The organism is Streptomyces sp. SAS_270, from assembly GCF_052543295.1.
The window spans coordinates 1-19,012 of record NZ_JBMNDS010000124.1; the positions used below are offsets into that span (position 1 = coordinate 1).

16 protein-coding genes and 2 pseudogenes are annotated in these 19,012 nt (G+C 69.1%); 17 read left to right on the forward strand and 1 reads right to left on the reverse strand.

Translation table 11 applies throughout. The annotated features are described in order from the left end of the window. The 12 genes and pseudogenes from ACN6LB_RS43285 to ACN6LB_RS43340 form a co-directional block, all read left to right on the forward strand. A partial coding sequence (locus ACN6LB_RS43285; protein WP_445030697.1) for a LysR substrate-binding domain-containing protein occupies nucleotides 1-543 on the forward strand: 543 nt, incomplete at its 5' end. Between the two features lie 1,068 nt (nucleotides 544-1,611). After that, nucleotides 1,612-2,322, forward strand: a complete 711-nt coding sequence (locus tag ACN6LB_RS43290; protein WP_445030698.1) for a flavin reductase family protein — start codon at nucleotides 1,612-1,614, stop codon at nucleotides 2,320-2,322. Between the two features lie 153 nt (nucleotides 2,323-2,475). Further along, nucleotides 2,476-2,808 (forward strand): annotated as a pseudogene (locus tag ACN6LB_RS43295) (TetR/AcrR family transcriptional regulator); the annotation flags it as partial. A gap of 508 nt (nucleotides 2,809-3,316) precedes the next feature. Beyond that, nucleotides 3,317-3,805 (forward strand): DUF6841 family protein, encoded by a 489-nt coding sequence (locus tag ACN6LB_RS43300; RefSeq protein ID WP_445030699.1) that lies wholly within the window; start codon nucleotides 3,317-3,319, stop codon nucleotides 3,803-3,805. Beyond that, a complete protein-coding gene (locus tag ACN6LB_RS43305) occupies nucleotides 3,798-4,703 on the forward strand; it encodes an alpha/beta hydrolase (RefSeq protein WP_445030700.1) in 906 nt (301 codons plus the stop codon). Before ACN6LB_RS43300 ends, ACN6LB_RS43305 begins: the two co-directional genes overlap by 8 nt. 20 nt (nucleotides 4,704-4,723) lie before the next feature. Further along, nucleotides 4,724-5,527 carry an alpha/beta fold hydrolase gene (locus ACN6LB_RS43310; protein WP_445030701.1) on the forward strand — a complete coding sequence of 268 codons (804 nt, stop codon included), beginning with the start codon at nucleotides 4,724-4,726 and terminating at the stop codon, nucleotides 5,525-5,527. Between the two features lie 78 nt (nucleotides 5,528-5,605). Beyond that, nucleotides 5,606-6,490 (forward strand): MBL fold metallo-hydrolase, encoded by an 885-nt coding sequence (locus ACN6LB_RS43315; RefSeq protein ID WP_445030702.1) that lies wholly within the window; start codon nucleotides 5,606-5,608, stop codon nucleotides 6,488-6,490. Between the two features lie 76 nt (nucleotides 6,491-6,566). Further along, the gene (locus tag ACN6LB_RS43320; protein ID WP_445030703.1) at nucleotides 6,567-6,980 is read left to right on the forward strand and encodes a PaaI family thioesterase; all 414 of its coding nucleotides are present in this window, start codon (nucleotides 6,567-6,569) and stop codon (nucleotides 6,978-6,980) included. Continuing rightward, nucleotides 6,977-8,023 (forward strand): LLM class flavin-dependent oxidoreductase, encoded by a 1,047-nt coding sequence (locus ACN6LB_RS43325; RefSeq protein ID WP_445030704.1) that lies wholly within the window; start codon nucleotides 6,977-6,979, stop codon nucleotides 8,021-8,023. The genes ACN6LB_RS43320 and ACN6LB_RS43325 overlap by 4 nt, the downstream gene beginning before the upstream one ends. A gap of 109 nt (nucleotides 8,024-8,132) precedes the next feature. After that, on the forward strand, nucleotides 8,133-8,822 hold the full coding sequence (locus ACN6LB_RS43330) for a winged helix-turn-helix transcriptional regulator (RefSeq protein WP_445030705.1): 690 nt from the start codon (nucleotides 8,133-8,135) through the stop codon (nucleotides 8,820-8,822). 146 nt (nucleotides 8,823-8,968) lie between these two features. Continuing rightward, entirely contained in the window at nucleotides 8,969-10,510 is a 1,542-nt protein-coding gene (locus tag ACN6LB_RS43335; RefSeq protein WP_445030706.1) for an AMP-binding protein, read from the forward strand. Nucleotides 10,511-10,706: 196 nt separating this feature from the next. Next, on the forward strand, nucleotides 10,707-10,994 hold the full coding sequence (locus tag ACN6LB_RS43340; protein ID WP_445030707.1) for a hypothetical protein: 288 nt from the start codon (nucleotides 10,707-10,709) through the stop codon (nucleotides 10,992-10,994). A gap of 347 nt (nucleotides 10,995-11,341) precedes the next feature. Here ACN6LB_RS43340 and ACN6LB_RS43345 read toward each other — a convergent pair whose 3' ends face one another. Next, the gene (locus ACN6LB_RS43345) at nucleotides 11,342-11,926 is read right to left on the reverse strand and encodes a TetR/AcrR family transcriptional regulator (RefSeq protein ID WP_445030708.1); all 585 of its coding nucleotides are present in this window, start codon (nucleotides 11,924-11,926) and stop codon (nucleotides 11,342-11,344) included. A 293-nt stretch (nucleotides 11,927-12,219) separates the two neighbouring features. Here ACN6LB_RS43345 and ACN6LB_RS43350 point away from each other — a divergent pair, with 293 nt between their 5' ends. The 5 genes and pseudogenes from ACN6LB_RS43350 to ACN6LB_RS43370 all read left to right on the forward strand — a co-directional run bounded on the left by ACN6LB_RS43350 (nucleotide 12,220) and on the right by ACN6LB_RS43370 (nucleotide 18,893). Beyond that, entirely contained in the window at nucleotides 12,220-12,705 is a 486-nt protein-coding gene (locus tag ACN6LB_RS43350) for a (2Fe-2S)-binding protein (protein WP_445030709.1), read from the forward strand. Continuing rightward, nucleotides 12,702-13,700, forward strand: coding sequence for an FAD binding domain-containing protein (locus ACN6LB_RS43355; protein WP_445030710.1), 999 nt, complete (start codon nucleotides 12,702-12,704; stop codon nucleotides 13,698-13,700). The genes ACN6LB_RS43350 and ACN6LB_RS43355 overlap by 4 nt, the downstream gene beginning before the upstream one ends. Then, a complete protein-coding gene (locus ACN6LB_RS43360) occupies nucleotides 13,697-15,940 on the forward strand; it encodes a xanthine dehydrogenase family protein molybdopterin-binding subunit (protein ID WP_445030711.1) in 2,244 nt (747 codons plus the stop codon). Before ACN6LB_RS43355 ends, ACN6LB_RS43360 begins: the two co-directional genes overlap by 4 nt. Nucleotides 15,941-16,036: 96 nt before the next feature. Then, a complete protein-coding gene (locus ACN6LB_RS43365) occupies nucleotides 16,037-17,278 on the forward strand; it encodes an XdhC family protein (protein ID WP_445030712.1) in 1,242 nt (413 codons plus the stop codon). Nucleotides 17,279-17,595: 317 nt separating this feature from the next. Further along, a pseudogene (locus ACN6LB_RS43370) lies at nucleotides 17,596-18,893 on the forward strand (DUF3533 domain-containing protein). Nucleotides 18,894-19,012: the final 119 nt, after the last annotated feature.

Here is a 19,012-nt window from a genome sequence, read left to right on the forward strand (position 1 = left end):
GTCGCGGATCTGGTCGATGAGGTGGTGTTGCATCCCCTGGATGATGTGCTGGTGTGGGAGCGGCTGCCCGGCCGGGCGGCCCGTGAGCGTCCTGCGACCACGGAGGATGCCGTGGAGCTGGTGGCGGCGGGTGTCGGCGTGCTGCTGGTGCCGCAGTCTTTGGCGCGTCTGTATCACCGCAAGGACCTCACCTATCGGCCGGTCACTGATGCTCCGGTGGGCGAGGTTGCTCTGGCCTGGCCGCAGGAGGCAACCACCGACCTGGTGGAGGACTTCATCGGCATCGTCCGCGGCCGCACCGCCAACAGCACCCGCGGCCGCCGCCCGCCCGCTACGCAACAAGACCCCGCGGGCAAAACAGCCGGCAAAACAGACGGCAAGGCGGCGGGCAGGACGGCGGGTAAGGCGGCGGGCAAGAACTCCCGCGCCGCCACCGGCGCCGGCAAGAACGCCAAGAGCACCAAGAGCAAGGGCACGGGGAATGCCAAGAGCGCCAGGAGTGCCGGGGCCGGCAAGCGGGGCAAGCCCCGCCGCCGCGCCTGACTTCTGCCGCTGACTCCTCTGCCGAGCATGAGGGTGGGCGGTTGCAGCGCGGCAAGGGGCCGATCGCGTACGACCTCCGCCGATTGCGCAGCCCCGCATACCGGCCCGATGCAGGGCCTCGCACGCGGTGTCGGACGGGTGCGTGCCTGTCCAGTCGGCCCGATCACAGACCCGACCGGGACTTTTGCGCGTAGACGGGGCCAGCGCACCGCGAGGATGCACAGCATCGTGACGGGGGAGGGGATCATCCCCGCGGATGCGGAGGGGGCAGAGGTTGCCCGCGACGTGACGCGGGTCCTGCGGGGCACCATGGGTTCAGGTCGGAACGGCGAGTTGGGCCTCGCCTAGCCGGGAGGTGCTCTGCTCATGCGCGGGGCCGTGGTCCCGTCGGTGCTCAGGACCGTGGCCAGTAGGCCGCTGCTGGCGGCGAAGGTCCATGCCGGGCGACCTACTCGAGCGACGCCTGCCCGCCCCGCCCGCCTGCAGTGTTCGGGCCGTGCATGCCGCTGAGGCCGTGCCGCCCAACGTACGCACAGGATCCGCTCCCAGGCGGAACGCGGATGAGTCGTGCTTCCGCGCGCGGCGGAACTCTTCCTTCGAGCTATACATTACGTATAGTCGCTGCTAGCGTTTCCATCCATGGCCGAGGGAGCTATTACAAGGACTGCGCCCCTTGTCCACCGGCGCCCGCCGAGTCCGAGTGCGCATGGGGCCGGTGGGCCAGGTGGGTCTTGAAGGCGATCGCATGTCTCGTGCCCGCCCGTGCCGTTCGGTGGGCGCACACCGTCGAAGCGATGGCCGCTCCTTTGGCGTTGGCCTCCGGAGCCGACTCCGGGTGTTTCCGAGGTTGAGCCCGTACGCCGGTATGCCGCTCGTCTTCACGCTCTTTCCCGAAACGGATTTCCGGCGCAGGCCTCTCAACCGCAAGCCCTGAAGGCTCTTCTTGGCTCAGTGGGGAGGCGAAGCCTGGAAGTCGCGCGAACCGGCAAATGGATTGCTCGATCTACCGCACTCATGGCAACGGAGCCGGAGTTGTTCAGCCGGCCCGGCCGCTGAAGGGATCATTGAATGCACATCGACGCCGAGAACCTCACAGCTGCGGCTGCGTACAAGTTGCTGATCGGCAGCGTCATTCCGCGGCCCATCGCATGGGTCAGCACTCTGTCGGCCGACGGGGTCGGAAACCTGGCGCCGATCTCGTTCTTCACCGTGGTCGGCCGTAAGCCTCCTATGGTCTCGTTGTCCATCCAGCCCCGGTCCGACGGTGTCACGCTCAAGGACAGCTTTGTGAACATGCGCGACACCGGCGAATTCGTGACCCATCTGGCCACACTGCCCCAGGCGCTTCCTCTGCATCTCAGCGCGCGCGAGTTCGAACCCGACGAGGACGAGTTCGACATGGTGGGAGTGAAGAAGGTACCCAGTTCCGTCGTGAAACCGCCCCGTATCGAGGGCGCGCCGATTGCGTTTGAGTGCGTGGTGGAAATGATCGTGCCCTCGCCGGACGGGCTCAACCACCTCGTGGTGGGGCGGGTCGCCCAGTTCTATATCCGCGATGACCTCTACCTTCCCAACGGGCGTATCGACACCGGTGCGATCGCTCCGATCGGGCGCCTGGCCGCCGAGTGCACGGTGGTGGACAACGCGTTCGTCCCACCGCTGGACAGCGAGACCCTTCGGCGTTTCGACGGTCGGCGGATGGAACGGCTCGACAAGCGGTCCGACGACTACTCGATGATCGAAACTCAGGAGTGGTCGCCGTCCGGTTCCAACATGTGAGGCCCACAGCACGGCGATGACCGATCGGCTCCGGGCCTCGGGGGTGAAGCCCGCCCCGTACGGGCCGGGGCGCAAAGCCCGTGCCTCAACGCGCCACGTCGCGCAGTCGTCCCCGCTGCCAGCAGCGACGGCCCGGTCTCCCTCCTTCGCCGCGCCACCGAGGCGCACGTTCGCTGCCACGCCCGGCACCGGCTCCAGGCCTTCGTCGGAAACTGTGAGATCCGCTCTCTCGTCGAACCGCATCGCAGTCGAGTGCCGGCCCAGCGCGCGCAGTACGAAGCCGGCTTCCGCGCGATCGTCGACGCGGGCGTCAAGGAGGGGTGCTTCAAAGTCGCCTCCCCCCGGCTGGTCTCCTGCGCCGTCCTCGACCTCGGCAGGGGGGTCGCGACCTGGTGCCGCGAGGACGGCGAACTCGCCGAGGACACGATCGTCTGGCAGTACGGCGACTTCGCCCTCCGTCTCGCGGGAGGGCCCGTGCGGCGTTGAGGGGCGTGGCTGACGGCCGGCGTCCTCCCTTGCCGGGCGCATTCCTGGGCGCATGAGCCATGCCCGCTGGGCTCACCCTCTCTTGCTATACATTTCCTATAGTCGCTGCTAGCGTTCCTGGCCATGGCGAAGGAGTCACACGGTGGACCGCGTTCCGGGACCGCTGGGGCCGTGCGCGGCACCAGTCCGGCACGTGCACGTGAGCCGCACGTCGGCCTCCGCAACGGCCGTCGGGCGTCGAGGAGTTGGCCTGCGCGGTCGATCACCAGGCCGGTCCACGATGTGCCTGCCCTCGCCACCCGTACTTGGCCTTCCGTCTCGAGCCGACAGGCAGGTTGCTGACGCGAAGATCCCGTGCCGGGCCCGCCGCGCAGCTCATGCAAGCCCACTCGAGCCGGGGCGCGCGCCCTCGTCCGTGCTGGGCGGCGCGCGTGTCGCGGTCTTCCCGTTCCGATTCGCGAACTGACCGGCTGCTGAAGTCCTTCCTTTCCGAAAGGGATCCGCCAACATGACTGACAATTCAACTGCGGCCACTCGTGCCGAGGTGTCGGAATGGTTCTTTGGGGACTACCTGCCGCGGTGGGTCGCCGTGGCCGCGGGCACGTCCGACGAAGGGCCCGAGTTCGTTCTCGACTACTGGGGCACCCCGTTGCACGTCACGGCGCTGGAACAGTCGTTCTGGTGCCTGGACGACGCGAGTGTGCTCGCCTTCCTGGAGATGAATCAGGCGCCTCTGCGGGAAGCGGGATACAGCCACACCGTGGTGCCCGACCGGCGGGTGTTCGTCTACAACACCGTCGGTGCCGCGATCGAGGTGATCTGGTCGCGGCGCCGTGCCGACGAGAGCGAGATCGAGCGTTGGGCGGTGCAGTTCAGCGTGGCCAAGTCCGACAAGGGCTGGCGTGTGGTCGGCATCCACGCGGCGGCCACGGACAAGGACAGGCTCGCCGACATCTGGTCCACCGGATCGGCCTTGGAAGAGGCGAACCATGGCTGAAAAGGTCTATCCGCCGCTGGTCATGCCCGAGGGCGTCGGCCGGCGAAAGGTCACGGTGTGGAGCGACGGCATCGCGCTCGACGCGGACCTGTACCGGCCGGCGAACCTCGCCCCGGGCGCCGCCCTGCCCGCCGTAGTGCTGTCTCACGGCTGGGGCGGCAGCAAACTCACCGCGGAACGCTACGCGGCACTGTTCGCCTCAGCCGGCATGATCACCCTGACCTTCACTCAGGGCAGCTGGTTCGACTCGGGATCCCCGCTGCAGCTGATCGGCGACGCCCCCGACCTCGACGACGGCAACGAGACGCGCGCCGACGTGCGTTTCATCCGCGACCTCGTGGATCCGTTCGCCTGGGCGGCGAACCTGCGCGCGGCCCTGGACTACATCGAAGGCGAACCAGGCGTCGATCCCGCCCGCATCGGACTGTGGGGCACCAGCCTCGGGGGAGGCATCGCCGTGCACCAGGCCGCCAACAACCCGCGGGTGAAGGCGCTGGCCGTGCAGGTGGCTGCCATGGCCCCACTGGGCGGCCCCGTCGCACAACTCGCCCGCAAGCGCGCGATCGACACCGCCCGTGGCGACACGGACCCGATTCCCCAGGGCCTCGATCCGTGGCCGAACATGGAGGGAACCCCGTACCTGGCGAAGCTGTCGCACTTCAACCCGCTCGCGCAGGTCGACCGGCTGCGAATCCCCACCCTGATCATCGACGCCGGCAACGAGGAGATGTACCCCATCGCCGACAACGGGGCCCGCGCCGCGGAAATCATCAAGAATACTCCCGGCGGCGTCGTCGACTACCAGGTCATCTCCGGCATCGACCACTACGGCATCTACTTCGACGGCTACGAGCCCGGCAGCCGGGCCGCCCTCGACTGGTGGAAGCGACACCTGTGAAGACACGACACGCACGCACCGTGCCCACCACCCTGGGCCCGCTCCGCGTACAGGACGCCGGTTCCGCCGACGGCCCCGTGGCCCTGCTGTGGCCGAGCCTGTACAGCGACGGCGACACCAGCTGGGGCGCCCAGCTCGACGGCCTGCACGCTCTCGGGTGGCGGACGCTGCTGGTCGACCCCCCGGGCACCGGCGGCAGCGCGCCGGCCTCGCGGCGGTTCACCATGGAGGAGTGCGGTGAGGCCGCGCTCCGGGTGCTCGACGACGCGGGCGTCGACCGGGCGGTCTTCTTCGGGCTGTCGTGGGGCGGCATCGTGGCGCTGCGGGTGGCGCTCTCCGCGCCGCACCGAGTGAGCGCTCTGGTCCTGTCCAACACCACCGCACGAGGTGTGGGATTCCGTGAACGCCTCCAGGTCCGCATGATCTCCCTTCTCATCCGGGTCGGTGTTCCGGGTGGTCTGGGCCGACTGGTCGTGGCCGGGATGCTCAGCGACCACTCCCGCCGTCACGGCACGGGATTCGCCCCCCGGCTCGCCGCCACAGTCAACGGCCTCGACGCCAGGGGACTGGCCCGTGCCGCGCGGTCGGTGCTGGGCGATCGCACCGACGTGGTCGACGTCCTGCACCGGATCACCGCCCCCACCCTGGTGATCGCGGGCGCCGAGGACAAGGCGCTGCCGCGGGCCCCCCATTCCGACGATCTGGCCGAACGCATCGTCGGCGCCCGACTCGAGGTGCTCCCGCGCGTCGCCCACCTGTCTCCCCGCGAGGAGCCCACCAGGGTGGCAAACCTGATCAAGGAATTCCTCGCGCCGCTGGGATAACGCACGCCCGGCTTCAACTCCCGTGCTGACTGCCCTCGTACGGCAGCTCGCCGCACGGCACCGAAAGGAACACCACGCATGGCTGAGCTGACCTATGACGTGTACGTCTGTGACGGGGTGCAGCGCGCCCGCCGCGAGCGGCTGCCCGACGGCAGTCCGATCGTGTCGTCTCCGCTGGCCTCGACACTGATCGTCGGGGAGCGGGATGCGGTGCTGGTGGACCCGCCGTTCACCCGCGAGCAGACGCAGGCGGTCGGTGACTGGGTGGAGCGCTCCGGCAGGCGCCTGGCCTACATCTACGCCACGCACGGCCACGGCGACCACTGGTTCGGCACCGGCCAGCTGCTGGAACGCTTCCCCGACGCCATCCCGTACGCCACCGAGGGCACCACCAAGATCATGCGCCGCAACGTCGCGGGGCGCGCGCAGTTCTGGGACGCGGACTTCCCGGGCCTGATTCCGGACACCCCGCTCGTCTACCGGACCGTCCCCGCGGACGGGTTCGAGCTGGAAGGACACCGGATCACGGTGGTCGAGGTCGGTCACACCGACACCGACGACACGACCGTGCTGCACGTCCCCGCGATCGGCCTGATCGTCGGAGGCGACGTCGTCTACAACGGCGTGCACCAGATGCTGCTGGAGACCCCGGGCGGCGGATTCGAGTCGTGGCTGGCCGCCCTCGACGTCCTCGACTCCCTCAACCCCCGCTCCGTCGTGGCCGGCCACAAGAACCGCGACCTGCCCGACGACCCGGCCATCATCGACGAGACCCGCCAGTACCTGCGCGACGCGCAGCGACTGCTCGCCGAGAAGCCCACACCGCAGCACTTCTTCGACGAGATCACCGCCCGCTATCCCGACCGGCTCAACATCGGCCCCGTCTGGTACGGCGCGCACGGCCTCCTCGGAGTTCCCATGCCCGCGGTGACCGAGGACGGCCCCGACCAGGCGAACGAGTAGGGGCGCCACAGTGACACAGCAGCCGAGGATCGAAACATCAGCCGGCCCGGACGCAGCGCCCTTCTCAGGCTTCGACGTGTTCCGCAGCACGTTCGTCGAGGCCGCCGGCCTACGCTTCACCGAGGTGACGGGCACACTGGTGCGGGGGGAGATACAGCTGGGCCCTGAGCACCACACCCCGTGGGGAGTGGTGCACGGCGGGGTCTACACCGCCGCCGTTGAATCCGCCGCCACAGTCGGCGCCTCCGCCGCCGTAGCCGATCGCGGCCAGGTCGCCGTAGGGGTGGCCAACAGCACGGACTTCCTCAGGCCGATCACCACCGGGACGGTTCAGGTGCTGGCCGAAGCGATCCAGCAGGGGCGCGGCCAGCAGCTGTGGCAAGTGGTCGTCAGCAGCGTCGACAACGGCAAGCTCATCGCTCGCGGCCAGCTGCGGCTGGCCAACGTTCCCGCCCCAGGACTCCCGAACACCTTGGGGGAGCAGTCATGACCACCTTCTCTTCATCTTCCGCAACTCACGGCCGCAGTCCCGCGGGCCTGGACGTATCGGCGTCGTTCGCGACCACGTTGGACACACCGGAGCACATCCGGATCGCGGAGGAACTCGGCTTTGGGCGTGCGTGGCTGTACGACACACCGCAGCAGAGCCCCGATGTGTGGATGACTCTGGCGCTGGCCGCCGAACGCACCCACCGCATCGGGCTCGGACCGGGTGTCCTCGTACCGGCGCTGCGCCACCCGATGGTCAACGCCAGCGGGGCGGCGGCTCTCGAGCGGCTGGCCCCCGGGCGGGTCGCGGTGGCGTTCGGCACCGGGTACACGGGCCGTCGGTCGATGGGGCAACAGCCCGTCTCGTGGGCGTACATGACCCGCTACGTCACGGCCTTCCGCGCGCTCCTCAGGGGCGAGACGGTCGAGTGGGAGGGCAGCCCGATGCGGATGCTGCACACCCCCGAATACCCGCGGGGCGCGCCGGACATCATCCCGGTCTACATCGCGGCGATCGGCCCGAAGGGCACGGCGGTCGCCGAGTCACTCGGGGACGGCGTCTTCATCGTGGGAATCGACGGTGTCTCCGAAGGAGCCCAGAAGTTCGAGAAGGTCATCTACAACACCGCCGGGTCCGTGCTCGGTGACGGCGAGGCCCTCAGCAGTGAGCGACTGCGCACGGCGGCGGGTCCGGCACTGGCTCAGCTGTTCCACATCTCCTACGAACTCGGCGGCGAGGAAGCGGTCAAGGCGCTGCCCGGCGGGGCGCAATGGCTGGCCGTCGTACTCGAGACACCGGAGGCCGAACGCCACCTCACGGTGCACAACGGACATCTGCTGCGTCTGAACGAAGCGGATACCGCCGCCTGGAACGCCGGGGGCAACACGCTGGTCGGGCGCACCCTCACGGGCACGGCCGAAGACGTCCTTGCCAGGGTGAAGGACCTCGCGGCGCAGGGAGTCACCGAGATCACGTACCAGCCCGCCGGCGACATCCGCCGAGAGCTCGAAGCCTTCGCCGACGCGGTGGGTCTACGGCAATGAGTCCGCCGCACCGGACCCCGACGGCGCAACGCACGGACCTGGACGTCCCGGGCACGTGGGTGGTGTACAAGCCATATAGTGAGGAGTTATCGAGCCGTACAGTAGGGGTATGACGACTGCAAGAACCTACGGCCAGATGTGTCCGCTCGCCCGTTCCATGGACATCCTCGGCGAGCGGTGGACCTTTCTGATCGTGCGTGAGCTGCTGCTCGGACCCAAGCGGTTCAAGGATCTCGTCGACACGCTCCCGGCCCTCGGGCCGAATCGTCTGACTACGCGTCTTCGCAGTCTGGAGGCCGCCGACGTCGTTCGCCGCAGCACGCTTCCGCCGCCCGCCGGTGTGCCGGTGTACGAGCTCACCGAGAGGGGCGAGGGGCTTCGTGAGCCGCTCATCGCGCTCGGCCGATGGGGTCTGGGGCTTCCGCCGTCTCCGGAGATCGACCCGACGACGACCCGCGTGGACCTCATCGCCCTGAGCGTTTCGAGTCTTGTCACGCCGGACAAGCTCGCAGGTCTCAAGGAGATCTACGAGCTGCACGTGGGCAAAGAGACGTTCCATGTCGAGATCGCCGACGGCCGGATGTGGACGCGGAGCGGCCCGGCACCCGTTCGCCCCGACCTTGAGATCCACTGTCGTACGCGGACCTACCTCAAGCTGATTTTCGCCGGCACCCCGGTGATCGACGCGGTTCGGTCGGGCGATGTGCGGGTGGCCGTCGGATCGGACGAACTGGTCGAGCGTGCCTTCGACCTGATGTCCGGTACCGAGATCGATTACCCGGTGTACGTGGGGATGTAGCGGGGAGAGGGTTGCTCCGCGGGTGCCCACTGCCGCGTCCGCGGTGAGCGCGCCGGCCTTGCGGTCCGGCACCGACCGCGGGCGGCCCCATGGTCCTCCGCTGTGTAACGGAGCAAGCCTTGATACCTGCCCTGTCATTCGAGCCGATGAGTCCCGTCTCCTTCCTGGACCGGTCGGCCGCGGTGTTTCCCGAGCGCACGGCCGTGATCGACGGACACCGGCGCTTCATCTACGCCGAGTTGCACGACCGGTGCCGGCGGCTCGCCGGCGTCCTGGCCGCGCTCGCGAACGGCCGACCCGTCGCCGTCCTCGCGCCCAACACGCACGTAATGCTCGAGGCGCACTACGGAGCCCCGTGGGCCGGTGCGCCCCTGGTCACGATCAACACCAGGCTCTCGGCCGCCGAGGTGCGCTACATCCTGGAGCACTCGGAAAGCGCGGTGCTGCTGCAGGATCCGCAGTTCGACGATCTCGTGGACACGGCGATCGACGGCATGCCGCAGCCGCCCGTGATCGTGCGCGCGGGCCCGGGCGACAACGGCGCCTACGACGAACTCCTCGCCGCCGCCGTGCCGACCGCCGTTCCGTTGTCCGATGAGCGAGCGCTGCTGTCGGTCAACTACACCTCCGGAACAACCGGCCGTCCCAAAGGCGTCATGTACCACCACCGCGGCGCCTACCTCCAGGCACTCGCGATGGTCACGCACACCCAGCTGAGCGCAGTCTCCGCCTACCTGTGGACACTGCCGATGTTCCACTGCAACGGCTGGTCCTTCCCCTGGGCGGTCACTGCCGCCGGCGGCACACACGTATGCCTGCCCAAGGTCGAGGCCTCCGAGATCTGGCGGCACATTCGCGGCGATCACATCACCCATCTGTGCGGCGCACCCGCGGTGCTCTCCATGGTGGCGAACGCCCCGGAGGCAGGCCGCGACTCGGAAGGCGTCATCCGCTTCCTGACCGGCGGGGCGCCACCGAGCCCCACGTTGCTCGCCGCCGCCGAGGACCTGCGTATCGACGTCACGCATCTGTACGGACTGACCGAGACGTTCGGGCCGGCGATGCTCTGTGACTGGCACCCCGAATGGAGCGGCCGCGGGGCCGCGGAGCAGTCCAGGCTCCGTGCGCGTCAGGGCGTGGCCAACGTCATCGGCCTCACCGCCCGGGTGGTCGACGGAGACAAGGACGTCCCCGCGGACGGTACGACGATCGGTGAGATCCGGCTGCGCGGCAACAACCTCATGCTGGGGTACTTCAAGGACGACGCCGCGACCGCCGCGGCCGCACCGGACGGCTGGTTCCGCACCGGCGATCTCGGCGTCCGCCACCCCGACGGGTACATCGAGCTGAGGGACCGCAGCAAGGACGTCATCATCTCCGGCGGAGAGAACATCACCTCGATCGAGGTCGAGCAGGCCATCGCCGGCCACCCGGCGGTCCTCGAAGTCGCCGTCGTCGGCGCCCCGGACGACCGTTGGGGCGAGGTGCCCGTCGCCTACGTCGTCCTGCGGCCGGATGCCGTCACCACCGAGCAGGACATCATCGACCACGTCAAATCCCGGATCGCACGGTTCAAGGCGCCCAAGCGGGTCGTCTTCGGTGAACTGCCCCGCACCTCCACCGGGAAGATCCAGAAGTACCTGCTCCGCGAGAGCGAGCGGGCCATGCGCGACGACCGAAGTTCCTGAAGCCCACGTCGCGGGACGGCTGTTGTGCCGCCCCGCCGGCATGCCCGGCCCGCGTACGGCTCACGCCCCTGCGAGCTGGCTGGACGCAGGCTCTGGCCGAGTGGCATCGGGGTGACACCCGCGAGACGATTGGAGCAGAGGGTTGCAACGCACTCGTCCGGGGGACTCAGAGCACTCACCGCTTTGGAGCGTTGCCATGACCAGAAAGCCCACCTGCGGGCCGCGAAGCGACCCCGAGTTCTTCGACGCACTGAACAAGCTGTTCGACCAGTACCCCGAAGCAGCCGACAAGTACGCGGTCAAATGCATGACCATGGAACTCGACATCCTGAAGATCGACTTCAGGAAGCAAGAGGGCGTGTCCCGCATCGAAGACGGCCGCATCATCACGGAATACGTTGACCGAGACCCCGCACGCCGTGCCGACTGCTGCGGATGGTGGCACGGCGAATGCATCCTGAAGTGTGACCCCCCGCCGGAATGAGAACCGCCTAGGCCATTCCGTAAATGTCGTCGCAGCAGCCATAGCGCCGTCAGGTACGCGGGTTCCTCCACAGATGCCGCTCGTCCAGGGTCCCGAACCGTACGTCTCCGCGTTCCAGTTCGACGAGGATGGGTCAGGAGTCCAACAGCTGCTGTCTCACATCGCACGAGGCGAGGTATTGCACGGAGTTGTAGCGCACGACCAGGAGCCCGTTGCTCGCGAACGCGCTCTGCGTCGATAGTGGGGGCGGCGCGTCGTCGCGCCGGCTGCGCGCGAGGAATGCCATTCCTCGCGCCCCAGGAGGGGCAGGACGAGACGGAGCCCGGCGTCCGTCGGCCAGGTGCGGTTCAGCCGTGGGGTCCCATGCCGCGCAGAAACGTGTCGACGACGAGCGTGGCCATTGCGTCCGCGTTCTGCCGGACCCGGTCCGGGTCGAGATCCGCGCCGCCTCCGTGCTGGGCCTCGTCGAGGAGGGCGTAGTAGACCCGTCGCGCCCACATGAGGTCCGTGTCCGGGGCGAGGAGCCCTTCGTGCTGGGCCCGGGCGAAGAACTCGAGGGCTCCGGCATTGATCTCGGACCAGATCACCGCAGTGAGGGGGGTGTCGGCGAGGGGGTGGCCGAGCGTGAACCGCCAGACGCTCTTGATCCGCAGTACGTTCGCCGTGACGCGGTGCAGTGCCACGAGCGGTGGGGCGGTGTCCATGTGGGCGTCTTCTACGGCGTCCATGAGCTGCTGTTTCGCCGAGGTGGCGAGTGCTTCGATGAGGGCCTGGCGGTTGGCGAACCGCCGGTGCACGGTCGTTCTGGCCACGCCCGCCTTCTCGGCGATCTGCTCCATGGAGGCCCCGGGGTCTTCGGCAAGGACCTGCTCGGCCGCCTCCAGAATCGCGCGCACACTGCGCGCGGCATCGGCCCGCAGGGGTCGGCCCATGACTTACCCACTCCCGTTTTGATTCGTGATGCACCGAAGACCATACGCCTGACCTGCGGATTTGTACTGATTTGCATCATTACTGTTGCATGGGAATGTAAAATCGCGACAAGGGTGATGCGTTTAATTGGTTGAACTGCTACGTTCTTGTTTTAGATCATGGACCCATTCTCATGATTCGGATTCCCGGCCGGCGGTTTCACAGTCCGCGGAGCGGGGTCCCTCTGGTCCTGGCACATGTGCCTGATGGCCCCCATGAGAACGAGCCCACGGGCGAACCGGAGGAAGACACGGTGGAGATCGAGCTGCGGATCAACGGGTCCGCCCAGAGGCTGGACGTCGCGCCACAGGTGAGCCTGCTCGACGCGCTGCGCGAGTACCTGGGCCTGACCGGCACCAAGAAGGGCTGCGACCAGGGCGCGTGCGGTGCCTGCACGGTGCTCGCCGACGGCCGGCGGATCAACGCGTGTCTCGCGCTGGCGGTGCAGTACCAGGGCCGTGAGATCACGACCATCGAAGGGGTCGACCACCCGTTGCAGGAGGCGTTCGTCCGCACCGACGGGTTCCAGTGCGGCTACTGCACCCCGGGCCAGATCTGCTCGGCGATCGGCATGCTCGCCGAGCACAAGGAAGGCGCGCCCAGCGCGGCGACCGAGCACCTCGCCGACACCGGCGGAGAGCTGGACGAGACGGAGATCCGGGAGCGGATGAGCGGCAACCTGTGCCGCTGCGGCGCCTACAACGGCATCGTCTCGGCGATCAAGGAGGTCGCGAAGTGAAGTCGTTCTCCTACCTCAGCGCACCGGACATGGGCACGGCGCTGCGCACGATCGCGGACAGCGACGACGTGAAGTTCCTCGCGGGCGGGACGAACCTCGTCGACCTCATGCGTGAGGGCATCGAGCATCCGGCGACGGTCGTGGACATCACCCGTCTGCCGCTCACCGGGATCGAGGAACTGCCCGACGGCACCATCCGCGTCGGCGCGCTGGTGAGCAACAGCCGGCTCGCCGCGGACCCGCTGATCAGGACCCGCTACCCGGTGCTGGCGCAGGCGATCCTGCTCGGGGCGTCCGCTCAGCTGCGGAACATGGCGACCGTGGGAGGCAACCTCCTGCAGCGCACCCGCTGCATGTACTTCTACGACGAGGCCTCCGCCTGCAACAAACGCGCGCCCGGCAGCGGCTGTGACGCGATCGGCGGGTTCTCCCGCGGCAGTGCGGTGCTGGGGGCGAGCGAGCATTGCATCGCGACGCATCCCTCGGACATGGCGGTGGCGCTGACGGTGCTCGACGCGGTCGTCGAGGTGGAGAGCGTGCGCGGTATCCGGCGCGTCCCGATCGCCGAGTTCCACCGCGAGCCCGGCGACACACCCCACATCGAGACGGTGCTGGCTGCCGACGAGCTGATCACGGCCGTCGAGCTGCCGCCGGTGCCTGTGGCGGCGCACTCGCGCTACCGCAAGGTCCGCGACCGCGCGTCGTATGCCTTCGCCCTGGTCTCGGTCGCCGCGGCGCTTCAGGTGGACGCCTACGGCCGCATCGCCGAGGTCCGCCTCGCACTCGGCGGCGTCGCGACCAAGCCGTGGCGGGCGCGCATCGCGGAAGAACTGCTGCTCGGCGCCGAAGCCACCGACGAGAGCTTCGCCCGCGCCGCCGCCGCCGAACTCGCCCCCGCCCTGCCCCTGCCCGACAACGCCTTCAAGATCGACCTGGCCCAGCGGACCGTCGTGGCCGTGCTGCGGAAACTCAACGCTGAGCGGAGCGCATCGTGACCACACACACCTGGACAGGCTCCGAGTCCGGCGCGGACGCTTCCGTGCCCGTCGGGGGCGCCGTCGGCCGACCGGTGGACCGCCGGGACGGCCACGCGAAGGTGACCGGGGAGGTGCGGTTCTCCGCCGAGCACCACTACCCGAACCTCACGTACGCGACGCTGGTCCATGCAACCGTCGCCCGTGGCACGATCACCGGCATCGACACGGCCGCGGCGGCCGCGGTGCCCGGCGTCGTGGCAGTCCTCACCCACCTCGACGCGCCGAGGATCCGGCCGGCACGCAAAGCCAACATCGTGCTGAACCTCGGACCGGACGTGTCGGGCACCAGCCTTGACTACCTCAACACCGATCAGGTCTTCTGGGACGGCCAGCCGATCGCCGTCGTGGTCGCGGAGACCTCGGCCGCGGCGAACGAGGCCGCATCGCTCGTCGAAATGACCTACGACCCGCTGCCCGCGCGGGTGGACTTCGCCGCCGAGCAGCACAACGCCACCCCGGCGAAGGGCGACCTCACCTTCGCCGGCCAGACGAAGAAGGGCGACGCCGAGGCGGCGCTGGCCGCTGCGGAGGTTTCGGTCGACCTGCGCTACACCACGCCCGGCCTGCAGCACAACGCGATCGAGCCGCACGCGACGGTCGCCGTCTGGGACGGTGACCACCTCACCGTGCACGACACCACGCAGGCCATGGACCAGAGCCGCCGCTACCTCGCCTGGCGGTTCGGTGTGCCGGCGTCCCACGTCCGCGTCCACGCCGAATTCTTGGGTGGTGGCTTCGGCGGGAAGTTCGCCGTCTGGCCCGGCACGGTCATCGCGGCGATGGCGGCCAAGGCTGTCGGGCGGCCCGTGCGCCTGGCGCTGAGCCGCACGGCCGTCAACCGCGCCACCGGTGGGCGCACCGCCTCGACCAACCGGATCGCGCTCGGTGCGACCCGCGACGGCCGGCTCACCTCGCTGATCCAGGACAGCGTCACCCGCACCGGCTCGGTCGGGGGTTTGCTCGAGGCGACCAGCTCGCCGGCCCGGCACCTCTACGGCGCCCAGAACATGCTGACCCGGCAGAACCTCGTCGCGATGGATCTGATGCCCAACACCTGGCTGCGCGCCCCCGGCGAGGCGATCGGCAGCTTCGTACTGGAATCGGCGATGGACGAACTCGCCTACGAGCTGTCGATGGACCCGATCGCCCTGCGGCTGCGCAACGAGCCCACAAAGGATCCGACGGGTGGCAAGAAGTTCTCCCAGCGGATGCAGCGTGAAGCCTTCGAGAGGGGCGCCGAACGCTTCGGCTGGGCGGACCGCAACCCCGAACCTCGCTCCATGCGTGACGGCGAGTGGCTCGTCGGGATGGGCACGGCCACCGCCTACCACCCGACCCTGCGCCTGGTCGCCGACGTCAAAGTACGGCTGAGCGACGACGGCAGCGCGCTCGTGCAGTGCGGTTTCCACGAGATGGGCATGGGCGCCGCGACCGTACAGGCACAGATCGCCGCGGACGCGCTCGGCATCGCGTACGAGAAGGTCCGCGTCGAGTACGGCGACACGGCCCTGCCGGCGGGCCCGATGGCCGGCAACTCCAACCAGACGGCGACGGTGGCCACCAGCCTCCTCGCCGCGTGCGCCGAGCTGACCCGCAAGGTGAGCGCCCTGGCCCGGCGTACGGGCACGACCGGTCAGGAACCGGCGGCCGCCCTACGCGCGGCGGGGCGCCCGTTCATCGAGGCCTCGGTCGGGTCGGACACCCGGCTGGGAGTGCTGGGCAGTCAGGGCCGCTTCCTGACCACCTTCCTGCAGGACCAGCGCTGGTCCAAGGCCGCCCGCGGCGCGCAGTTCTGTGAGGTACGGGTCAACCCCGACACGGGTGAACTGCGGATTTCGCGCTGGCTCGGCATGTTCGACGTCGGGCGCGTCATCAACCCCAAGACCGCGGCCAGCCAGCTCCGCGGGGCCGTGGTCATGGGGATCGGCATGGCGCTGTCGGAGCAGAGTCTGGTCGATCCCCGCAACGGACGCACCATGAGCGCTGGTCTCGACTCCTACTACGTGCCGGTGCACGCCGACATCCCCGCGATCGACGTCGACTGGCTCGACGAACCGGACAAGACGATGCCTCTGGGAATCATCGGGCTGGGCGAGGTCGGCATGACCGGTGTGGCGGCCGCGATCGCGAACGCGGTCCATCACGCGACCGGCAAGCGGATCCGGGACCTGCCGATCACGCTGGACAAGCTGCTCTGAGACGACGGCAGTTGCGGGACTTGTCGTGCATGCCCTTTCGGGCGCACCTGCACGACGACGGCCCGATCCGCCTACGACGACAAGAAAGAAAATCCCATGCTGGACATCGCTGACGAGCTGAACCGGTGGCTCGAGGAAGGCCGGGACTTCGCCGTGGCCACGGTGGTGGCCGTCGGCGGCAGCGCACCGCGCGGGCCGGGCGCCGCGCTCGCCGTCGACGCCGACGGAACGGCCATCGGCTCGGTGTCCGGCGGTTGCGTCGAAGGCGCGGTCTACGACCTGTGCACCCAGGCGCTCGCCGACGGCCAGACGGTCCGCGAGCGGTTCGGCTACAGCGACGAGGACGCCTTCGCTGTCGGGCTGACCTGCGGCGGTTTCCTCGACATCCTGGTCACGCCGGTGCCCGTCGACGCGCCGGGCAGGAAGACATTCCAGACGGCGCTGGCGGCCGCCGCCAGGGGCGAGGCGGCGGCTCTCGCACGCGTCATCCGCGGCCCGGCCAAGCTCCTCGGACGGGCGCTGGCGGTCCGCCCCGACGGATCCTGCGAAGGCGTACTCGGCGTACTCGGCGTACTCGGCGGACATCCGGACCTGGACCGCGCCGTCGTCAACGAAACCCGCTCCCTGCTAAACGCCGGGCGCACGGGCACCTTCGACATCGCGCAGGACGGCTCCCACTGCGAGCCCGGCCTGAGCGTGTTCGTCGAGTCGAGCGTGCCGCCGCCACGCATGCTCGTCTTCGGCGCCATCGACTTTGCCGCGGCGCTGGTACGCATGGGCAAGTTCCTCGGTTACCACGTCACGGTGTGCGACGCCCGACCCGTCTTCGCCACCCGGACACGCTTCCCCGAGGCCGACGACATCGTGGTCGACTGGCCCCACCGCTACCTGCACCACACCCGCACCGACGACCGCACCGTGGTCTGCGTCCTCACCCACGACGCCAAGTTCGACGTCCCCCTCCTGGAGACGGCCCTGCGCCTGCCGGCCGCCTACATCGGCGCGATGGGCTCCCGCCGCACCCACCAAGACCGCAACCGCAGACTCCGCGAAATCGGCCTCACCGAAGCCGAACTGACCCGACTGCACTCACCGATCGGCCTGGATCTGGGCGCCCGTTCACCTGAGGAGACGGCCCTGTCCATCGCGGCCGAGATCGTCGCCGCCCGCTACGGCGGAACAGGCCTGCCCCTGAGCGACTCACACACACCGATCCACCACGACACCGAAGGGCGCCGACCGGGGGCGATCGGCGCGAGTGGCCGCGTGACGCGACCGCGAGCCGACTGTCAGGACGACCGGAACGCCCTGAGCCCGGTTCGTGTCGGCGTGGCATGAACGATCACCTCACCCGCCTGAGGGCCGAGCGTCCGACTCGGTCTTCGATGCCTGGGCAGCCTCTCGACTTGGCAATTGGAAACCGATCGGTTTACGATGATGCGAAACCGGCCGGTTTCCGTTTGGGGGCGGCCGTGACCGTGATCCACGGGTGCCGTCGACTGCTTCGCCGACCGCAGCCGGGGCGCCGGCGGGGCTCATCCTCAACGGTCAACGCGAGCCGTGCTGAAGGGTTTTGACGCAGAAAGTCCCCGGCGGGCGATGGTGCCGTCCGGTCTCCTCCCGATGTAGCTGTGTTGTCCAAGCCGGAGTAAGTCATGAATGGAATTCACCCCTTCCGCGTGCTGCGGGCGAAACCCCTGTGGATCGCCAGCGGCGTCATCACCGGCGTGCTCGCGCTGCTGTTCGCCGTGCTGTACGTCGGCGCCAACATCGACCCGGCCGGCCAGATGAAGAACCTGCCCGTCGGTCTGGTCAACGCCGACAAGGGAGCCTCGGTCGGCGGCAAGCAGGTCAACCTGGGGGCCCAGATCACCGACTCGATCAAGAAGTCCACCGCCAGCGGGGACAAGGTCGACTGGAAGGTGATGGACGAGCGGGAGGTGAAGGAGGAACTCGGCAAGGGCAAGCTGTACGGCGCGCTCGTCGTGCCCGCCGACTTCACGTCCTCCGTCACTGCGCTGACCGGAACCACGGGCACCGGGACCCCGGTGCGTCCGGCGCTGACGGTGCTCACCAACCAGTCGGCCGGCAGTCTGGGTTCCGGCCTGGCGCGGGTCGCGACGACTCAGGCGGCCGAGAGCGCCTCATCCACATAGGCCAGGAATTGACAGCACAGACCGGCGCCCAGCAGGCAAAGCTGCCCACCGCGGCACGCGTCCTGCTCGCCGACCCGGCCGCCGTCACGGTGAAGGACGGCCATCCACTCGACTCACATAGCGGTCTCGGCCTGACGGCGTTCTACTACGCACTCGCTCTCGTGGTGTGCGGCATGCTCTCCGCCAATGTGATCAGCGGCCAGGTCGACCACGCCCTCGGCTACACCCACAACGACATGGGCCCGCTGCGCCTGCACCGCCCACTGATCCGGGCGACCCGGGTGCAGACCCTCGCCATCGCCGGCACCCTCATGGCGGCCCTGTCCCTGCTGATGGGCACCCTGGTCATGGCGGGAGCGGTCGGAATCATGGGCATGGACGCCTCCCACCTCCCACTGCTGTGGCTGTACTCGGTGGCCGCCATCGCCGTCTCCGGGATCGGCGCGCTCACCCTCCTCGCCGTCTTCGGCACGCCCGGCATGCTCGTAGCCACGCTGGTCTTCATCGGGATGGCGGTGCCAACGGCCAACGCCACCACGCCGATTCAGGCGCTGCCCGGCTTCTACCGCTTCCTCGCTGAGTTCGAGCCGCTGCGGCAGATCGCCGGCGGGATCCGCTCGATCCTCTACTACGACGCGCAGGGTGACGCGGGTCTGACCCGAGGCTGGGTGATGATGGCCGTCGGCCTCGCGGCCGCCGCACTGTTCGGGTTCGGCGTGCTGGGGTGGTACGACCGCAAGGGACTGCACCGCATCCCGGCCGAGACGGAGCCCGAGAAGAACGCCACCCCGGTGTAGCCAAACCCCTCCCGCATCACCCAGGACGGGGCCGTCGAGCGGAGTGGCCCCCGTGTGCCGCCCCCGTGGGGACGAGGGGCGTGCGCACCATCAGGGCTCGGCGACGGTCTTTCCCCCGA